This is a genomic window from Vulcanimicrobium alpinum (assembly GCF_027923555.1).
GTDB classification, from domain to species: Bacteria; Vulcanimicrobiota; Vulcanimicrobiia; order Vulcanimicrobiales; family Vulcanimicrobiaceae; genus Vulcanimicrobium; species Vulcanimicrobium alpinum.
In genome coordinates this window covers 2,056,881-2,075,878 of the sequence record NZ_AP025523.1, presented here as the reverse complement: position 1 = coordinate 2,075,878, position 18,998 = coordinate 2,056,881, and the positions used below count along the sequence as shown (strand labels likewise).

Genomic DNA, 18,998 nt, shown 5'->3' with positions numbered 1-18,998 from the left:
ACCGGAACCCGAATGGCGCGGAGGTCGTCCGCGCAAAGGCGAGAGGATGCGAGCGAGGCTGCGGCGCACATCGGGACGCGTTAGCGAGGGAGCGCAACGTCGCGCAGACGTTCGACTCGCGGTGTACGAACGAAAGGAGTTCATGCGACCGTCTACTCGGAATGGGTGTGCTTTGCGTAGCCGCGACCGCTGGGCTTGCGGCGTGCGGAGGAGGCGGAGGGAACGCGTCGTCGTCGTCCGGTGCGAGCGTCTCGCCGCCGACGGCGGCACCGACCGCCACAGCAACGCCGGTGCCGCTCACGGTGCAGGGCTCGGTGCGCGACCTCGGCGCGCAGCGCTTCGCGGGCGACGGCAACGCCGCAGGACCGGCGATCGCAGGTGCGACCGTGGTTGTGGGACCGACACTGATCCTGGGCGCAACGCCGCCGCCGACGCTGCCGGCCGGCGACGCGCAGGCCGTAACGGCCGCCGACGGATCGTATCGCGTTTCCGGCTACGCGGTCGGCACGCCGACGTACGCGATGGTCTTTCCGCCGGCCGGAGCGGAACTTGTCAAGTAATTTGATACCAGCAGGTTGCGGGAGTTTGTGAGCATCTTGGTCATGCGGCGATGTCGGCAGCCTTCGACTCGTTGATCCAGACTTGGCTCGGAATTGTTGCGAGTTTTGGCGCGCCAGCGGCAAAGCGATGCGGCTGCAACGCATAAGCAGCGATCATCGTCTTGTGACGCGCGGCGAGGATGGCTTCGCCCTGATCGAAGTGTACCGCCGCCGGCGTCAACATCGCAATTCCCGAATGGCGATGCTCGTTGTTGTACCACATAAAGTACGGCGAGCAGAACGCGTACGAGTCCTCAAGCGATCCGAACGCCGATGGAAACGTCGGCTGGTACTTCAGCGTCTTGAACGACGATTCGATGAACGGATTGTCGTCGCTCACGCGCGGGCGGCTATAGGATCGCGCGACGCCCATCTTGTCGAGAAGATCACACACTGGCTGCGCGGTCATCTCGGTTCCGCGATCGCTGTGAACGACGGCTTGTCGCGGCTCGATTCCTTCGCGCAGGAGCGTCGCACGAATGAATTCCGCCGCGATCTCGGCGTTGGCACGCCGCACGATGGTCCAGCCGACGACGTATCGGCTGAAGATGTCGATCATCACGAGCAACGAAAAGTACACGCCCTTGACGGAACTCGGCAACTTGGTGATATCCCACGTCAAGACTTGTCGCGGCGCGTTAGCAACCAGGCGTGGCTTCTCATGCGCGGGATGGCGCGCAAGACGCCGCCGTTCGCGGACTTGCGCGTTTGCTCGTAGGATGCGATACATCGTGCTTACCGAACACAGATACGTTCCCTCGTCGAGCAGGCGCGTGAAGACTTGCGGCACGGCAAGGTCTGCAAATCGCTCGCAGCACAACACCGCCGCGACATACCGGCGCTCGGCTTCGCTCAATGCGTTGCGGCGCGCGATCGTCTTGAGCAGCGCGCGCTCGCCTGCGGGTTTGCGCCGCCGACGTAACGTCGAGCGGCTCACGCCGAGCGCAAGGCACGTCGCGCGTTCGGGTGCCGTTGCGCACAGCTCGAGCGCAACATCGATCAGTCGTCCAGGTCGTCGAACTCGGGGCTCTTGTACTCGATGTTCAAGAGCCCCGCTGCTTTTTTTCGGATGTCTTCGAGAAGCTCCAAGCGCGCGATCTTGCGTTGCAACCTGCGTATCTCAATGTCTTGCTCGTGGTTCGTTTTCTTGAGCGATTCGGCTTCCTTACGATCGAGAGCTCGGGCCTTAATTTCCTTTGGATCGTAATCGCCGCGATCGCGCTCCTTGCGCCATGCGTACAGCTGCGAAGAGTAGATGCCTTCGCGGCGCAAGAACGCACCGACCGTACCCGACTCGCAGGCATCAGCATCGTTCACAATACGCGCCTTTTCGGCGACCGAGAAGCGACGTCGCGTCGGCCGCTGAACCGGCGTCTCGACAATCGAGAGCCGACGCTCAATCGACGGCGGCGAACCGTTTGAGGGTGGGTTCATGGTATGCTCCTGACAGCCCCAGCTTAACAGAACTTTTCCGAGGGAGCTGGTACCACATCATCCTGACACATGGGGCAGCGTTCCAGGGGACGGTGCCCAACGCGGTACGCCGTGGGATGTGTTCTCGCAGGAATTCTACTCACCGGTCGGCATCTGAGCTTCGATTTTGACGCATGCGCGACCGATGAGAAAAAGTAAGGGACAAAACTCGACGGTACTGCGTGAACGCCGTCGACTACTAAATTGTACTAGCTACTATGTGATCTGACAGTCGTACGATCTTGCGGTAGTGTCAGATAGGTTGGGTTTCAGTCTAACAGGCCGATGAAAAATCGGCCGAGTTGATGTTGGCGTGACGGCGTTTTTCGCGTATTATAAGAGCAAGTCTCCTCATACCTTGGTGAGGTTGCGGCCGATGCGGACTCATGATGAGCAGCGTGCATCCGTTTGGACGACGTTGCAGCCGGAAGACACCGTGCCCGGCGATCATCCGTTGCGCCCGATGCGCGTGATGGTCAACAAAATTCTGCGCGAACTCTCGCCGGAGTTTCCCAAGCTCTACTCCCGACGGGGCCGGCCATCGATCGCGCCGGAGAAGCTGCTGCGAGCCTTGCTGTTGCAAATGTTCTACTCGATCCGCAGCGAGCCGATGCTGCTGGAGCAGTTGCGTTACAATTTGCTCTTTCGTTGGTTCGTGGGCTTGAGCATGGACGACAAGATCTGGGACCCCTCGACGTTCAGCAAGAACCGCGATCGGTTCTTGAATGGCGAAATCTCCGAGCGGTTCTTCGCCGCCGTGGTCGAGCGGGCGCGTGCCGACGAACTGCTCTCGAACGAGCATTTCACCGTCGATGGGACGCTAATCGAGGCGTGGGCCAGCCACAAGAGCTTTCGGCCCAAGTCGGACGACGAACCGCCGACCTCGAGCGGCGGTCGCAACGAGGGCGTGAACTTTCGTGGCCGGCCGCGCAGCAACGAGACGCACGTCTCGAGTACCGATCCGGACGCGCGGTTGTACCGCAAGAGCAGCGGCGCGCCGGCGATTCTCGGCTATCTCGGACATGCTCTGATGGAGAATCGCAACGGCTTGATCGTCGGCGTGAAGACCACTCGCGCGACCGGGATCGCCGAACGCGAAGCAGCGCTGGAATTGATTCGCGGGGTCAGCGGAAGCAACCGAATCACGCTCGGCGCCGACAAGGCGTACGATACCAAAGACTTTGTCGAGGCGTTGCGAGCGCTCAACGTGACGCCGCACGTTGCTCAAAATACGACCCGTCGCCGCAGCGCGATCGACCGCCGAACCGTCCGCCATCCGGGCTACACGGTGAGTCAACGCAGGCGCAAGTTGATCGAGGAGAGCTTCGGGTGGGGCAAGACGATCGGCCGATTGCGCAAGGTGCATTTCCGCGGGCTTGATCTGGTCGGCGACATTGTGCGCTGGACGGCCGCGGCGTACAACTTGATCAGGATACGCAATCTGAGGGCCGCGACATGATGCGAAGTGATGCTGACCCGAGGGGCGTTTTCGAGATGAACCGCTCGGCAACGGGCTTCGAGAGGTCCGCCGACCTCCCGAAAACCGTGCTGAACGGGCAGTTCGCCAACCACGCGCCGATTTTTTCACGGGGCTGCTAAGCGATCTGTTTCTCTTTCGCAAGGGAGACACTGTCGACGAATGTCTGCATCGGCGTCTTGCCGTAGCACCAGCGTCCTTGATGCGGACGCTGCGTGTTGTACTCCTCGGTCCACGCATCGAGGTCCCGCTGCAGTTGCTCGAGCGACGTGTAGATCGTCTTGCGAAACGCGATCCGATAAAACTCATCAAGCATCGTTTTGTGAAAACGCTCGACGATGCCGTTGGTCTGCGGATGGCGTGCCTTCGTTCGGGTGTGGTCGATGTCTTCGATCGCCAGGTAGAGCTCGTACGGATGTCCCTCACGCCCGCAAAACTCCGTGCCGCGGTCGGTCAGGATCCGTTGCAACGTAATCCCGTACTCTTCGTATAGCGGTAACACGCGATCGTTGAGCAGGTCGGCCGCAGTGATTGGTGTCTTGTCCAAATAGAGCTTCGCGACGCCCACCTTCGCATAGGTGTCGATGAAGGTCTGCTGGTAGATGCGGCCGACGCCCTTCATCGTCCCAACGAAGAAGGTGTCCTGCGCGCCGCAGTAGCCGGGGCACTCACTCTCGAACTCGCCGTGCGCTTCTTTCTCGAGCTTGGCACGCTCCAGCGCGACGACTTGCGCCTCAGTCAGGACGAGCCCATCTTGGGCGCTCTTTGCTTCCAGCGCTTTGAGCCGTTTCTTCATCGTCTCAAGATCGTGTCGCAGCCACACCCCGCGAAGTCCCGCCGGCGACATACGCATCCCACGCTTGGCGAGCTCGTTCGCTGCGCGCACTTGACCGTACGCAGGGAACTCGATCGCAAGATCGACAATCGCATCCTCGACTTCGGGAGCAATGCGGTTCTTGAGGTTCGGCTTTCGCTTGGTGATCTCGGCCAAGGCTAGATCGCCGCCCGTCTCGTAGAGGTCTTTGAAACGGTAGAAGCTATCACGGCTGTAACCCATCACGCGGCAGGCTTCAGTCACATTTCCGAGCTGCTTGCCGAGCTGGAGTAGGCCCACTTTCGCCTTGATGACTTTTCGGTCGCTGTTCATGGATGGCTCCTCAGGAGGATTCACCACCGGTATTCGATAACCGTCAGATCAAATCCTGACTTCTACAACTAAATACAGGCTAGATCCGAGGTCTCAGCAAGGTACCCGTCTCCGCCGGTATTATTTGCCTCTTGATACATTCGATCGTATTGCGGCTGAAACGTGACGTCACCCGGTTTCTTGTAAAATCCGCCCCACACTGTGCCGCCGGAAGGCGCGATTACCGGCTCCCGTACGGAACACGCCCAAGTAGCACCCGCCGGGGCCGCACCGTCCGATTCAGAGCCGTCGCTGTACAGGATGAACGTCTCACCGTCAGTTTGCGTGGCGAACTCGTGCGGCCCAGAAAAAACCGCCCATATTTGCACTTCAACGATCTGTCCTGCAGTCGGCGTTGGAGAAGACGTGCCGGGCCCTCCAAAGCAATTCGACCCAACGCAACCGATCTGCGTGGGCGTTGGAATAACCGTGGGCGGCGTCGGTGTTGCTGCTGCGCTCGTAGGCGTCGGAGTAGCGCATGATGCGCCGCTTGAGATGTCTTCGTGGATGCCGTCCGCGTCAGGTCCCAGAATTGTGCCCGCCGGTGAACTCGAGCACACGACGAAGTTGGCCAGGCATTGTCCGCCCGTAGTTTGAGTATAATTCGGCGGGCATGTCGCAGTGACGGCCGGCTGCGGGGGCGCGGTTAACGTGCACGACGCCGAGGAGCAGACGTCGATGCTCGGCGACGGCTGCGGGGTCGCGGTAGCGTACGTTATCAGTGATACTGGTCCCGTTGCCGCGAGTTGGATGCGGCATGGGAGATAGCGGTCCACGACAAAGCCGGCGTACGCGAATGTGAAGTGAAAGCGCTGTGAGTCCGGGCAGTTCAGCTCGGAGCTCGCTCCGCGCGTGACGTCGCCCGGTAAGCCGCCGATCGTTCCGTTTGCGTGGATCGCGATCGCGAAGGCGGGCGCCCCGAGTTCGTCGGTTTCTCGAAGCGACACGCGTGCCTGGAGCGGCGGGATCGTCGTTGCCGCGAGCGGCTCGGTGCCGGGCCGGCTGTGATAGAGTCGCGCGACGAAACCGTCGCCGTACGCATCCGGCGTGAACGTGATCGTGACGCCGTGCGGGAACTCTCGCGCCTCGGTGCGAGCGGCGTCGAGCAGCTGGTCGAACCGATCGGCGGCCGACGTGACGGCCATCGAGCGCGCCGATGCGCCAGCGCCGACGGCGCCGAGCGCCACCAACGCGACGATGCCCACGGCAATGAGGACTTCAATCAGCGTGAAGCCGCGTTCGTGTTCCACCCTGGCGGCGGTGCCCCGGCGCCAGGAGCGCTATTCCGGCGCCGAGATTCGGTCAGTGCGTCAACGTGAGCGTTGCGCGGGTTGCGTCCTGCACCGCTTTGTCGGTGAACGGCAACGGCGTGCGCGCGAACTGCACCCAGGCTGCGGCCTGGTCCGTGTAGTGCGGCGAGCCCGGTTCGCCCGACTCGCCGTTGCCGATGTCGATCGTGCCGTTGTCCCAATCGCCGGCGATCCACACCGCACGGAACGACTGCGCGTGATTGCGCCACTGCACGGCGGGCGCGAAGCTGCCGCCGCGGCCCGGATACGTCGGCCCGTTCCACAAGGTGAAGCCGAACGCGGCGAGATTGTGCGTGATCGGCTGCGCCGCGTAGCTTCCGAACGCTGGGATGTCGCCGCCGAGCCGTTGCTGCGTGCGCTGCAGCGAGGCGCGCACGAACGCGTCATAGTCGTCGCGCGTCACCCAGCCGTGCGGACGTTCCCGCAACGCGCGCAAGACGACCTCGAAGCCGGGGCCTGTCGCGGGATATTCGCCGGCGAGGGTCGGGTCGAGGTGCGTTTTCGCGAGTGCACCGAGCATATCGAGCCGCAGCGCTACCACTGCGGTTGCGCCGCGCGACTCGGGGACGAGCGATCCATCGAACGAGCGCAGGGCGTTCACGATCGGGGCGAGCGAAGCGTCGTCGGCGGCATGTGACCGGGCTGCCGACGCAAGGACGAGCGATGCAAATTCGGCTTCTGCCGGGGACGTCGCGTCGCGCTGCACGGCGGCGATCGCGTCGGGCGTCAGTTTGCCTTGCGGGTCGGCGGCACTTCGTAACGCCCGCTCCACTTCGTAGGCGCGGTACGGCGGCGGCCAGAACGGCGCGAGCCTCGGCGAGCCGGCGCCGCTGCTGCGATTGTTGCTCGTCACTACGATCGCCGAACGCGACGGCGCGACGTGCGGTGCCGCGTCGTAGGACAGAAACGCCGGTTCGGGCGCGTCGCCGTCCACGGCCCAGCGGCCCCACGCCGGTTCCATCGGCACGCCGCCGGCGAAGTGATACGCAACGTTTCCGTCGTCGTCGGCGAAGAACGTGTTGAGCGCAGGTTCCGGCAAGGCGCGCATCGCCGCGACGCCGTCGGCGGCGGTGCGCGCGGTCAGCAGGTGGAAAAATGGCGCGAGCGTCGAGACCGGATGCGTGCGCATCCGCCACTGCATGATGTAGGCGACGTGGTTCTTCTGATCGTCCGCGATCACGACGCCGCGATCGTTCTCGCGAATATCCGCACGCACGTCGGCGCCGAAGCGGACGGTGATCGTCTCGATTCGATGCCGCAGCGGGGCCCAGCGGCCGTGCTCGAAGACGCGGTCGCCGTCGCGACGTTCCTTGAGCACGCGCATCGCGGCGGTCTCGCCGGCGGTCACGCCCCATGCGAGATGCTCGTTATGCCCGAGCGTGACGCCGGGCGTCCCGGCAAGTGCCGCACCCGCGATGTGCATCCCCGGCGCGCTTCCTTCGAAGAGCCACCAGATGCCGGGGATTCCGAGATCGAGATGCGGATCGTTCGCAAGCAGGGCGCGGCGGACGGTGGTGCGGTCGGCGCCGACCACCCAGCCGTTGCTGCCGACCGGCGCGCGCTCTTCCGCCGGCATGATGTCGGCGTCGGCGAAGCCGCCCATCGCACCGCCGAGTGCTGGCAGCGCTGCGATCGGTCCCGGTGAAGCCCCGTCGGTCGGCACGTCGTAACGCGGGTCGGTCAGCGGATAGAACGCCTCGAGTGCGCGATCGCCGACTTCGCGGCGCACCCAATCGCGAATGACGACATCATCGGGGACGTCGTCGAGATCCAGCACCGTCGCGAAGCCGACCGCGAGCGCATCCTGCGGCTGCCAGGGCTCGAAATTGCGGAAGAGCGCGCGATACTCGGGCGGCGTCGGCTGCGTACGCGCGGCCGCGTTGACACCGTCCGCGAACGCCGAGAGCAGCGCGCGCTCATCGGGCGAAGCGTGCGCGTACACATCCGTGGCGAGGCGGCGGATGTCGTATCGTCGCATGCGGCGATCGACGCGCACGAGCCGCCCGCCGAGTTCTTCCGCGAGCTGTCCGTACACAAAGCGACGCGTCGTATCCATCTGAAAGAGCCGGTCGCTCGCCATCGCATAGCCTTCGGCGACAAACAGATCGTGTACCGAACCGGCGCGCACGTGCGGGACACCGCGGTCGTCGCGAGCGATCGTCACCGGCCCATCCACCGGCATTCCGCCTTGCGTTCCGTCAACGCGCGCGATACCCGCGGACGTAGTCCATAAGACCCAAGCAACATAGCCCACCGCGATCAAGACGACGACGGCGACAACGATGCCAACGATCGCAACCGATCGGCGAAGCAGTGTGCGCACGAACGCGAACATTGTACGCGGTGCGGTGGAAGGCCCCCGACGCCGCGTCACGAAACGTGCGCCACCGCGTAGGAGGCTCCACGGGTGCGCGGGTTCTGGGTGCTAACCCGAAAGAGGGTCTCGGTTTTGAAGTTTTCGCGTACGCGTATTCTTGCATTCGCGTTGCTCGCTGCGATGCTAGCCGGCTGCGGAGCCGGCGGATATACGCTGCCCAGCGCATCGGCCGGCGGCGGTCGCACAACGGCGTCTGCAACGACGAGCACCGGCGGTTTCGTCTACGACGTTAATCCGCACGTTCTGCTCGCAAACGCGCAGGACACACCCGATGCGTTTCCGCTGAAACCGTCGCAGTGCGTTGCGGCGTTCGGATTGGCGTGCTACACGCCGCAGTTGATCCGGAGCGCCTATGATGTTCCATCGACGCTGACCGGCGCCGGCCGCACGATCGTGATCGTCGACGCGTACGGTTCGCCGACGATCAAAAGCGATTTGCACACCTTTGATCTCATCTTCGGTCTACCAGATCCGCCCTCGTTCTCGATCGTCTATCCCGGCGGATCGCCGACGTATAACCCGCTGCAGCATCACGGAGAAACCGGCTGGGCGGAAGAGACGAGTCTCGACGTCGAGTGGTCGCACGCGATCGCGCCGGGGGCCAACATCGTGCTGGTGGTCGCGGCCAACAACGGCGGCGATGTGCTCGACAACGCCGTCAAGTACGCCGTCGCCCACAAGCTCGGAGACGTCATCTCGCAAAGCTACGGCGCACCGGAAGCGGCGATTCGCGGGAATGGCAACAATCTGCAAGATCAACAGGCGCACGCGAATTTCGTCGCGGCCGCGAACGCGGGGATCAGTGTCCTCGCCTCGGCAGGCGACAGCGGTGCCGGCAACGGCGCGACGTTCGACAACGCCCTCTTCCCGGCGTCGGACCCGCTGGTCACGGGCGTCGGCGGCACGAACCTCTTCATGAGCGACACCGGCGTTTACACGAACGAAACGGTGTGGAACGATAAGACCGGCTGCCCGTTCACCTGCAAAGACGGCATCTTCGGCGCCTCCGGCGGCGCGCCCAGCGTGCTCTTCCCGGTGCCGTCGTTCCAGGCGGCCCTGGGCGCCACGAAACGCACCAGCGCCGACGTGTCGTACAACGCCTCGGTTTACACCGCGGTCCTCACGTATCTCGGGTTCCTCGGCCCCGGCAAGAACGGCCTGTACTTCTTCGGCGGAACGAGTGAAGGCGCGCCACAGTGGGCGGGCATTGTCGCGCTCGCAGGGCAACAGGCCGGCCATTCCATCGGCTACCTGAACCCGAAGCTCTACGCAGCTTCGGCGACTGCGTTCCACGACGTTACCGTTGGAAACAACAGCTTCGGCAGCCCGGGCTTCTCCGCAACGGCCGGCTTCGACGTGCCGACGGGTCTCGGCAGTCCCGACGCCGCGAAGATCATCTCAGCGATCGGTCACTGATCGCCGTTACTCCGACACACTGGCAGCATATGCGGGTGGTCCGTGGCATCACGGGCCGCCCGCCGTACATCGAGGGAGTTGCCATTTTGATGAGGCTTTTCTCTTCGCGTCGCCGCCGTTACGGCGGCGGCGTTCGTACTTGCGGGTTGCGGCGGCGGTGGCGCCATTTCGTCCGTCCCGGGCAGTCCCGGTACGCGCGGAACGCAATCGTTGTCCCGCGCCGACAGCGCGTTCTCGTACTTCGCGGATCCGCACCTCACGGCGCTGCCGTCGGTCGCGGTGAAGACGCCCGCGACGTTTCCCTACACGCCGTCGCAGTGCGTCGCGCTGATCGGTCTCGCGTGCTATACACCGCAAGAGATTCGCCGCGCTTATAACGTGCCGGCGAACCTGACCGGCGCCGGACGGACGATCGTGATCGTCGATGCCTACGGTTCGCCGACGATCGACGCAGACTTGAAATTGTTCGACCGGTACTTCGGGCTGCCCGATCCGCCGTCGTTTTCGGTTGTCTATCCGGGCGGCGCGCCGGTCTACAACCCGCTTCAGCACCACAACGAGGAAGGCTGGGCGGGCGAGACCACGCTCGATGTCGAGTGGGCCCATGCAGTCGAGCCGGGTGCCAACATCGTGCTCGTCGTCGCAGCGAACAACGGCGGCGACGTCCTGAAGAACGCCGTGCGCTATGCCGTCGACCATCACTTGGGCGACGTGATCTCGCAGAGCTTTGGATCGCCCGAAGCAAACATCGCGGGCGGCGGCAACAACCTGCTGGTGCAGCAGGCCGACCTCGCGTTCCGAGCCGCAAAGGCCGCGAACATCAGCGTGGTGGCGGCAGCCGGCGACTGGGGCGCAACCAACCACGGCATCACCAAGGCACCGGCCGGGGTCAACGCGCTCTTCCCGGCGTCGGATCCGCTGGTCACCGGCGTGGGCGGCACCGCGATCTTCGCGGCGGACGACGGCACCTACGGCAGCGAGTCGGGTGGAACGACGACGACGCCTGCCCGTTCGGCTGCCTCTACGGACACCTGTGTACGCGAGCGGCGGCGCGCCCAGCGCGATCTTCCCGGTGCCCGCGTTCCAGGCGTCTCTGGGCAACACGCAACGCACCGATGCGGACGTCGCCTACAGCGCGTCCGTGTACACCACGATCCTCGTGATCGCATCGTTCCCGGGCCAGCCGGAGTTCTTCTTGACCGGCGGCACCAGCGAGGGCGTGCCGCAGTGGGCCCGGCATCGTCGCCCTGGCGGCGCAGAAGAAGGGCGGTCCGATCGGCTATCTCAACCCGAAGCTCTACGCGCTCCCCGCGACCGAGTTTCACGACATCACGCAAGGCGACAACGCCTACTTCGGGCCGGACTTCTCGGCCAAGTCGGGATTCGACGTCCCGACCGGCAGAGGGACGCCGGACGTCACCGCCGTGGCAAACGGCCTAGCGGCCCTCTAGCCCTGGGCGGGTGGGCGCTCGCTCCTCCGGGGGCGAGCGCCTGCGTGGACATTCTGGCGCGGATGTGCTATTCTACGTCCCTATGCCCTTCGGCCGATAACGCGGACCCAAGGAACGTCGCACCGGGCGTCCCCTGGGGCCGTCTTGCTTTTCCTGAGATGTCACGGCGCCGGCGGCGCTTCGACAGGCTCAGCGTGACGAGAGCAACGCTTCCTCAGGCTACTCCGGCCTCCACGACGTCACCCCGGCCGCCTCTGTCTCGCCGACGCGCTGAGTGCAAAGGAATCGATGAACCTCCTCGACGTCAACAATTTCGACGCGATGCGTATCGGGCTCGCCAGCCCCGAACAGATTCGCGCCTGGTCCTTCGGCGAAGTGAAGAAGCCGGAGACGATCAACTACCGCACCCTCAAGCCGGAACGCGACGGGCTCTTCTGCGAGAAGATCTTCGGTCCGACCAAAGACTGGGAATGCCACTGCGGTAAGTACAAGCGCATCCGCTTCAAAGGGATGATCTGCGACCGTTGCGGCGTCGAGATCACGCGCGCGAAAGTGCGCCGCGAGCGGATGGGCCACATCGAGCTCGCCACGCCCGTCACGCACATTTGGTATTTCAAGGGTGTGCCGTCGCGCATCGGCATCCTGCTCGACATGTCGCCTCGTCAGCTCGAGAAGGTGATCTATTTCGCCGCGTACGTGGTGACCGATCCCGGCACGACGACGCTCACCAAGCGCGAGATCCTCACCGAGCAGAAGTACCGCGAGAGCCGCGAGAAGTACGGAACGAATTTCAAGGCCGGCATGGGCGCGGAAGCGATCCGCGAGCTGCTGCGCGACTTGAACTTGCGGAAACTGCAAGACGATCTGCGCCGCGAATTCAAAGAGACGTCGGGACAGAAGCGCATCAAGGCGATCAAGCGCCTCGAAGTCGTCGAAGCGTTCCTCGCGTCGGGCAACAAGCCGGAGTGGATGATCCTCTCCGCAGTGCCGGTGATCGCGCCCGAACTGCGCCCGATGGTCCAGCTCGACGGCGGCCGCTTCGCCACGTCCGATCTCAACGATCTCTATCGCCGTGTGATCAACCGCAACAACCGCCTCAAGCGGCTGCTGGAACTCTCCGCGCCTGAGATCATCATCAAAAACGAGAAGCGCATGCTGCAGGAAGCAGTCGACGCGCTCATCGACAACGGCCGCCGCGGGCGCCCGGTCACCGGGCCCAACAACCGTCCGTTGAAGTCGCTCTCCGACATCCTCAAGGGCAAACAGGGCCGCTTCCGTCAGAACCTGCTCGGCAAGCGCGTCGACTACTCGGGCCGTTCGGTCATCGTGGTCGGCCCGAACCTCAAGCTGCACCAGTGCGGGCTGCCCAAAGAGATGGCGCTCGAGCTCTTCAAGCCGTTCGTGATGAAGAAGCTGGTCGATCGCGGCCAAGCGCACAACATCAAGAGCGCTAAGCGCATGGTGGAACGCGTGCGTCCGGAAGTGTGGGACGTGCTCGACGAAGTGATTCGCGAGCATCCGGTGCTGCTCAACCGCGCGCCGACGCTGCACCGTTTGGGTATTCAGGCGTTCGAGCCGGTGTTGGTGGAGGGCAAGGCCATCCATCTGCATCCGCTGGTCTGCACGCCGTACAACGCCGACTTCGACGGCGACCAGATGGCCGTGCATCTCCCGCTGAGCGCCGGCGCGCAGGCGGAAGCGCGCATCCTGATGCTCTCGTCGAACAACATCCTGCAGCCGTCGTTCGGCGTGCCGGTGTCGATCCCGACCCAGGACATGGTGCTCGGGCTCTACTGGCTCACGTTTCAGCCCGACGACTACAAGGGTCCGGCGAAGGCCGCGCTCTCCGACGACGCGCTTTACGCGATGCCTGTCGCGCGCAACGGCAAGGCCCGCAAGCATCCCGACGGCACCACGGCGCTGCTCGCGTTCAAGGACGCTGAGGAAGCGATCACCGCGTTCAACCACCAACTGATCGGGCTGCACGAGTGGATCGAGATCCGCTACGAAGGCAAGCGCATCCGCACCACCGTCGGCCGCGCGATCCTCAACGAAGCGTTCCCGCCGGAGTGGGAGTACCCGTTCCTCAACCACATCCTCGACAAGAGCGCGCTCAAGAAGCTGATCACCGAGTGCTATCGCAAGTTCGGCAACGCAGCAACGGCCGAGTTCCTCGACGCGATCAAGGCACTGGGCTTCCGCTACGCGACGCAGTCGGGGACGACGGTGTCGATCAGCGACATCATCGTGCCGCAGGCCAAGCACGAACTGCTCGACAAGGCCCAGGGCGACGTCGACGAGCTGCACGGCTTGTTCGACCAGGGCTTCATCTCGGATGACGAGCGCTACAACAAGACGATCGAGATCTGGCAGAAGGCCGGTGACGATGTCACCGTCGCGATGCAGCAGGCGCAGAACCCGCTCAACCCGGTGTTCATGATGGCGACCTCCGGCGCGCGCGGTTCGATCGCGCAGGTCAAGCAGCTCGGCGGTATGCGCGGACTCATGTCCGACCCGTCGGGCCGCATCCTGGAGATCCCGGTCAAGGCGTCGCTCAAAGAAGGCCTCACGGTCCTCGAGTACTTCATCTCGACGCACGGCGCGCGCAAGGGTCTCGCCGACACCGCGCTGCGCACGGCCGACTCGGGCTACTTGACGCGTCGTCTGGTCGACGTGGCGCAGGACGTCATCATCCGCGAAGAAGATTGCGGAACGGCGAACGGCATCACTGTCAACGACATCCGCGTCGGCAAAGAGACGATCGAGCCGATCTATGATCGGATCATCGGCCGCCGCGCCGCCGAGGACATCAAAGATCCGGAGAAACCGCGCGGCGAGAAGCTCGTAAAGCGGAACGACGAGATCGATGAGGAGAAGGCCAAGGCGATCATCGCCGCGGGGATTCAGACGGTCAAGATTCGCTCGGTGCTCGCGTGCCAGGCGAAGTACGGCGTCTGCGCGATGTGCTACGGCCGCAATCTCGCCACCGGCCTCAAGGTCGACATCGGCGAAGCGGTCGGGATCATCGCGGCGCAGTCGATCGGTGAACCGGGGACGCAGCTCACGCTGCGCACCTTCCACACCGGCGGCGTCGCCCAGGAAGACATCATCACCGGTCTCCCGCGCGTCGAGGAAATCTTCGAAGCGCGCAAGCCGAAGGGCGAGGCGCCGGTGGTGGAGTTCGCCGGCACGATCAAGTTCGGCGAGGAGAAGGGCAAGCGCGTCGTGTTCGTCACGGACGCCGACGGCGTGGACCACGAAGTCGACGTGCCGGCCAACACGCACCTCTCGGTGCAGGAAGGCCAGCAGGTCGTCGCCGGTCAGCCGGTGGCGGAAGGCTCGCTCAACCCGCACGACATCTTGCGAATCAGCGGCGAGACCGCGCTGCAGAACTACCTCGTGCAGGAAGTGCAAAAGGTCTACCGCTCACAGGGCGTCGACATCAACGACAAGCACATCGAAGTGATCGTTCGCTCGATGCTGCGCAAGATCAAGATCGTCGACGGCGGCGACACGCGGATGCTCCCCGGTCAGCTGATCGAAGCCGCGGTCTTCGCGGAAGAGAACGAGAAGATCAAGGCCGAGGGCGGCAAGATCGCGGAGGGCACCCCGGTGCTGCTCGGCGTGACGAAGGCGTCGCTTGCGACGGAGTCGTTCCTCTCGGCGGCGTCGTTCCAGGAGACCACGCGTGTTCTCACGGACGCCGCGATCAAGGGCAAACACGACCCGCTGCTCGGTCTCAAGGAAAACGTCATCATCGGGAAGCTCATCCCGGCCGGCACGGGGATGTCGCGCTACCGGAATCTCACGATCCAGCCCGAGGGCCAGGATCTGGACGAAGAAGGCCGCGCGAAGAACGTGTTCCTGGACTTCAACCCGGATCCGGATGGGCTTAGCTCATACGCTGACGTGGTGGCGCCGAACGGCCAGGAGATGAACCCGAAGGTGCTGGGACCGTACGAACGGCAGCGGATGGCGGAGAATACGGTGCAGTATGAGGGCGACTACGAACCGGATGCGACGGTGAGTGCGCCTGGAGTGCGGACGCAGTACAAGCCGAAGGGGATCAATCCGGAGGATTTGTAGAGCGCGAGTCTGAGATATCAAGATAGCGGGTCCGACTAGTTTGTCTGGCCCGCTATTTTAATTGGTCCGCAGAAAACCCGTTATTTCCAGAAAGACGCCGTCTCGCTTCAGGATTCACGGCGCTGATCGAGGGAGATTCATCCCGTATGGGTATCCGATCTGACGATGTAGCGCGCCTGCGTGAGCGCGCTGTTTATTGGGCAAAGCGCCTCTCGCTACGCCCGCGCGTGATTCGCGTTTCAGGCGATGCACCAAAAATGGGGCTCGTGCTCGACTAGCGGCATCATCACTTTGGCCTCGGATCTCGCCGGGTGCGACTCTCGCGTGCAGGACGTCGTGATCGTCCACGAGCTCCTACATTTACGAGTGCACAATCACGGCAAGCTCTTCCGAACGCTGATGACCGTGCACGTGCCCTACTGGCAAAAGTTGAACATCGTCGCGCCGGAATTCGTCGCTGGTGCTTCCAAGCGTTCCGATCGTCTTTGAATCCAACGAGTGCTAGCGGGACATGCATGCAGTCACGTGAGCCTGAAGGATTGACGCCCTTTCCCGAGTGTTATACCATTGTTAGTACATGCGGACCACGTTGAAGCGAGTAGGAAACTCGCAAGGCGTCATCATCCCGAAGCCGCTTCTTGCGCAGGTCGGGCTTGAACGCGACGTCGACATCGACGTCGAGGACGGCGCCATCGTTCTTCGGAAGCCGACGCGCCGGCCTCGTGAGGGTTGGGCGTCTGCGAGTCGAGCGATCGCCGACGCGAACGACGACGCCCTTGTGTGGCCCGAGTTCGGCAACGCCGGCGATTCCGAGTTGACGTGGTAGCGCGAGGCGAGGTCTGGCTCGCTGCGCTCGATCCTACGATCGGCAGTGAGATACGGAAAACGCGCCCCTGCGTGGTCATGTCGCCCGCTGAGCTCCATGACTTTTTGCGTACGGTCATCGTCGCGCCGATGACCACCGGCAGTCGCCCCGCTCCGTTCCGCGTCCCGGTGACTTTCGGCGGAAAGTCCGGTCTTGTTCTCCTCGATCAAATACGAACGATCGATAAGGCTCGGCTCGTCAAGAAGTTGGGCGCCGTCCCGAAGAAAACGCTGTCGAGCACGCTCTCCGCCTTGCAAGAGCTGTTCGTTCAATAAAGGTCTGATGCGCGCGTACGTTGCCGTCACCGACCCGGCCTGGTTTCAGCGGCTTCGGAACCACGGTACGAGCTAGGGAAACTTCTGGCAGCCGCTGCCCGTCAAGGTGAAGCGTACGACCCCGTGATGCCGTACGGTGGCGCGTGGGTCCGTTCGGGACGGCAAATGGCGTCGAAACGTCCGCGGAGATCTGACGCGAGGCGATGCGACGCACCTGTGTCGCGTCGATCCAGCATGATGCGCGCATGCAAACGCAATTTCGCGCGCTCGCGCTCGCGCTGGCGCTGATCCCGGCAGGCGCGGTTGCGGCCGAAACGCCGGCCGCGATCGAGTCGCCGGCACCCGCGACCGTGACCGTTCTCGTACCGCGCGGCGTGCCGATCGTCGTGCGGACGCTCGAAGGCCACAACTCGTACTCCGCGCAGACCGGGCAGCACTGGCACTTCGAGCTCGTGAACGACGTGATCGTGGACGGCTACGTCGTCGCGCGCGCGGGCGACGACGCGGAGGGCGGCGTCGCCGAGGCGCAGCAAGGGCGCGACGACCTGTTCGTGTATCGCGGGGCGAATCTGCGCGTGGGCGTCGATGAGGTCCATTCGTTTTGCGGCGATACGCTCGCGGTCCGTTTCGACCGCAGCGAATACCGTCGTCGTCAGGGCTTTTTCGGCAGCAACAAAGACGTGACGGTCGTGAGGGGGCAGATGTACGTGCCGCTGACGTCGCGGGCGCAGCGGGTCTGCGGCGTTCCCACCACGGCGACGCCCGCACCGATCCCCGCTGGCGCGATCCGGACTGCCGACCACTGAGGCACGCGGGGCGTGGACGCACGCGAGCCGAACCGCATCGTGCGGTGTCGAAACGATTTGAGGATCTCGACGATGCGGGGCGGCGGGACACGGGCGAGGCGCCGGAATCCGTCGCGCGCAAGATCTGGCTGCTCCTCGAGCTCTTGCGGCACAAGCGGGTGCGGCTCGACGACTATCAGCGCCTGCACGAGGTCGATAAGCGCAGCTTTCAGCGCGACCTGCAGCAATTGCGCGCCATCGGCAAGAGCTCGGGCTTTCGCATTGCGGCGAAGATCAAGGACGGGGCGATCGGGCTGGAGTCGCTCGACACCTCGTTGCGCCGGCTCGACGAAGACCGGCCGCCGTTCCTCGCGCTGATCGCAGAGATCGCGCGCACGCTCGGTGAGCCGTTTCATGACGAACTCGGCGCGATGGCCGACCGCGCGCCGGAAGGCGAGACGTTTCTGCACTTGCAGGCGCCGCGGCTCGTCGAGGGTTCGCGCGTCGCGCAGGTCTACGAGAAGCTGAAGAGCGCGTGGGCGTCGCGGGACGGCCGCGCGCAGGTGCGCTTCCGGTACCGCAGCGCGCGGGCCGCCGAGGCGACGGACCGGGAGGTCGAACCGTATCGCGTCGTCGTTCGATCGGGCCGCTACTACCTCGTCGGCTACGATCTCGGCAAGAAGAAATGGCGGTTCTTCGCGCTCGACGCCATCGTCGGACTTCCCACGCGCAGCGGCACGGCCGCACGCCGGCGCACGATCCCCGAAGGCTATGCGAACCCCGACGTGCTGGGCTTCATGCAGGGCGACGAGACGCCGGTCGCGGTGACCGTCGAGTTCACACCCGTCGTCGCCGCTGCGGCGGCGAGCCGCGTGTGGCATCGCGGTCAGGAGGTGACGCATCTGCCCGACGGCCGCGTGCGCATCGCCGTGCGCGTCGTGGACGTCGACGAGGTCGTGCGCTGGACGTTCGGCTTCGGCGCGCAGGCGAAGGTCGTCGCGCCCGAGGCGGCCGTCGCCGCGGCACGCCGGACGGCCGACGCGATCGCCGCCGTCTACGCGTCCGCCGGCTGACGCCCCCTCACCGCGTTCGAGCCGCTATCGCGCCGTGAAAAGCCGCCGAACCGGAAACGCGTCGTCCGTGAAGGCTGCCGGTGGCGACCAACGCGTCGACGCCGAAGACCTCGACCGACTGGTACTCCGCGCAGGAGGGCTCGCGGTACCGCTCCACGGCGCGTCGCTGAACATTCACGATCCAGTACTCGCCAATGCCCGCGCGCGCATACGCCTGCAGCTTCTCGGATCGATCGAACGCGAGCGTCGCGTCGGCGACTTCGACGACCAAGAGCACGTCGGCCGGCGTCGGATGCGCGTCGTCGTATCGCTCCGCCGGCTGCCGCGGTAAGACCACTTCCGGTTCCGGTTCGCTTTCGTCGCTCAGGGTGATCGGCTGCTGCGGCCGCATCACCGCGCGATCGCGAAATCGATCGCGAAACTCGTCGTACAACGTCACGGTGGCCTTCGAGTGCGCGGGGCCGATCGGCGGCATTTGCAGCAGCTCGCCGTTCAGGAGTTCGACGCGTTCATCCGGGTCGATGATGCCGGCTTCGCCCATACGGTCGTAGTCGGCGACGCTGAGCGGCCGGATGCGCCGGAATTCGGTCGTGCTTCGCATGTCACTCATCGGAGCGTCCCTGCC

15 protein-coding genes and 1 pseudogene are annotated in these 18,998 nt (G+C 64.4%); 10 read left to right on the top strand and 6 right to left on the bottom strand.

The features are described from left to right. Positions 1-290: 290 nt before the first annotated feature. Complete coding sequence (locus WPS_RS10675) at positions 291-560, top strand: hypothetical protein (protein ID WP_317994484.1); 270 nt, start codon at positions 291-293, stop codon at positions 558-560. Positions 561-600: 40 nt separating this feature from the next. Here the strand turns inward: WPS_RS10675 and WPS_RS10670 are convergent, their stop codons facing one another. Next, positions 601-1,581, bottom strand: coding sequence for an IS3 family transposase (locus tag WPS_RS10670; RefSeq protein ID WP_317997507.1), 981 nt, complete (start codon positions 1,579-1,581; stop codon positions 601-603). Positions 1,582-1,598: 17 nt separating this feature from the next. Beyond that, positions 1,599-2,033 carry a transposase gene (locus WPS_RS10665; protein WP_317994483.1) on the bottom strand — a complete coding sequence of 145 codons (435 nt, stop codon included), beginning with the start codon at positions 2,031-2,033 and terminating at the stop codon, positions 1,599-1,601. A gap of 415 nt (positions 2,034-2,448) precedes the next feature. Here WPS_RS10665 and WPS_RS10660 point away from each other — a divergent pair, with 415 nt between their 5' ends. After that, the gene (locus tag WPS_RS10660; protein WP_317994482.1) at positions 2,449-3,531 is read left to right on the top strand and encodes an IS5 family transposase; all 1,083 of its coding nucleotides are present in this window, start codon (positions 2,449-2,451) and stop codon (positions 3,529-3,531) included. A 136-nt stretch (positions 3,532-3,667) separates the two neighbouring features. Here the strand turns inward: WPS_RS10660 and WPS_RS10655 are convergent, their stop codons facing one another. The 3 genes from WPS_RS10655 to WPS_RS10645 all read right to left on the bottom strand — a co-directional run bounded on the left by WPS_RS10655 (position 3,668) and on the right by WPS_RS10645 (position 8,227). Further along, a complete protein-coding gene (locus WPS_RS10655; RefSeq protein ID WP_317994481.1) occupies positions 3,668-4,696 on the bottom strand; it encodes an IS481 family transposase in 1,029 nt (342 codons plus the stop codon). Between the two features lie 68 nt (positions 4,697-4,764). Beyond that, a complete protein-coding gene (locus tag WPS_RS10650) occupies positions 4,765-5,985 on the bottom strand; it encodes a pilus assembly FimT family protein (RefSeq protein ID WP_317994480.1) in 1,221 nt (406 codons plus the stop codon). Positions 5,986-6,037: 52 nt separating this feature from the next. Further along, the gene (locus tag WPS_RS10645) at positions 6,038-8,227 is read right to left on the bottom strand and encodes a penicillin acylase family protein (protein WP_317994479.1); all 2,190 of its coding nucleotides are present in this window, start codon (positions 8,225-8,227) and stop codon (positions 6,038-6,040) included. 303 nt (positions 8,228-8,530) lie between these two features. Between WPS_RS10645 and WPS_RS10640 the strand changes: the two genes are divergently transcribed. The 8 genes and pseudogenes from WPS_RS10640 to WPS_RS10610 all read left to right on the top strand — a co-directional run bounded on the left by WPS_RS10640 (position 8,531) and on the right by WPS_RS10610 (position 18,373). Continuing rightward, a complete protein-coding gene (locus WPS_RS10640) occupies positions 8,531-9,838 on the top strand; it encodes a S53 family peptidase (RefSeq protein ID WP_317994478.1) in 1,308 nt (435 codons plus the stop codon). A 210-nt stretch (positions 9,839-10,048) separates the two neighbouring features. Continuing rightward, positions 10,049-11,278, top strand: coding sequence for a S53 family peptidase (locus WPS_RS10635; RefSeq protein ID WP_317994477.1), 1,230 nt, complete (start codon positions 10,049-10,051; stop codon positions 11,276-11,278). Positions 11,279-11,577: 299 nt separating this feature from the next. Further along, positions 11,578-15,102: pseudogene (gene rpoC, locus WPS_RS10630) on the top strand (DNA-directed RNA polymerase subunit beta'); the annotation flags it as partial. 519 nt (positions 15,103-15,621) lie between these two features. Continuing rightward, positions 15,622-15,864, top strand: a complete 243-nt coding sequence (locus tag WPS_RS10625; protein ID WP_317994476.1) for a M48 metallopeptidase family protein — start codon at positions 15,622-15,624, stop codon at positions 15,862-15,864. A gap of 88 nt (positions 15,865-15,952) precedes the next feature. Next, complete coding sequence (locus WPS_RS18215; RefSeq protein ID WP_405054881.1) at positions 15,953-16,201, top strand: AbrB/MazE/SpoVT family DNA-binding domain-containing protein; 249 nt, start codon at positions 15,953-15,955, stop codon at positions 16,199-16,201. Then, a complete protein-coding gene (locus tag WPS_RS10620; protein ID WP_405054880.1) occupies positions 16,195-16,515 on the top strand; it encodes a type II toxin-antitoxin system PemK/MazF family toxin in 321 nt (106 codons plus the stop codon). The genes WPS_RS18215 and WPS_RS10620 overlap by 7 nt, the downstream gene beginning before the upstream one ends. Positions 16,516-16,760: 245 nt before the next feature. After that, positions 16,761-17,321 (top strand): hypothetical protein, encoded by a 561-nt coding sequence (locus tag WPS_RS10615; RefSeq protein WP_317994474.1) that lies wholly within the window; start codon positions 16,761-16,763, stop codon positions 17,319-17,321. Between the two features lie 44 nt (positions 17,322-17,365). Then, positions 17,366-18,373, top strand: a complete 1,008-nt coding sequence (locus WPS_RS10610) for a helix-turn-helix transcriptional regulator (RefSeq protein WP_317994473.1) — start codon at positions 17,366-17,368, stop codon at positions 18,371-18,373. A 7-nt stretch (positions 18,374-18,380) separates the two neighbouring features. Here WPS_RS10610 and WPS_RS10605 read toward each other — a convergent pair whose 3' ends face one another. Further along, a complete protein-coding gene (locus WPS_RS10605; RefSeq protein WP_405054954.1) occupies positions 18,381-18,974 on the bottom strand; it encodes a Uma2 family endonuclease in 594 nt (197 codons plus the stop codon). Positions 18,975-18,998: the final 24 nt, after the last annotated feature.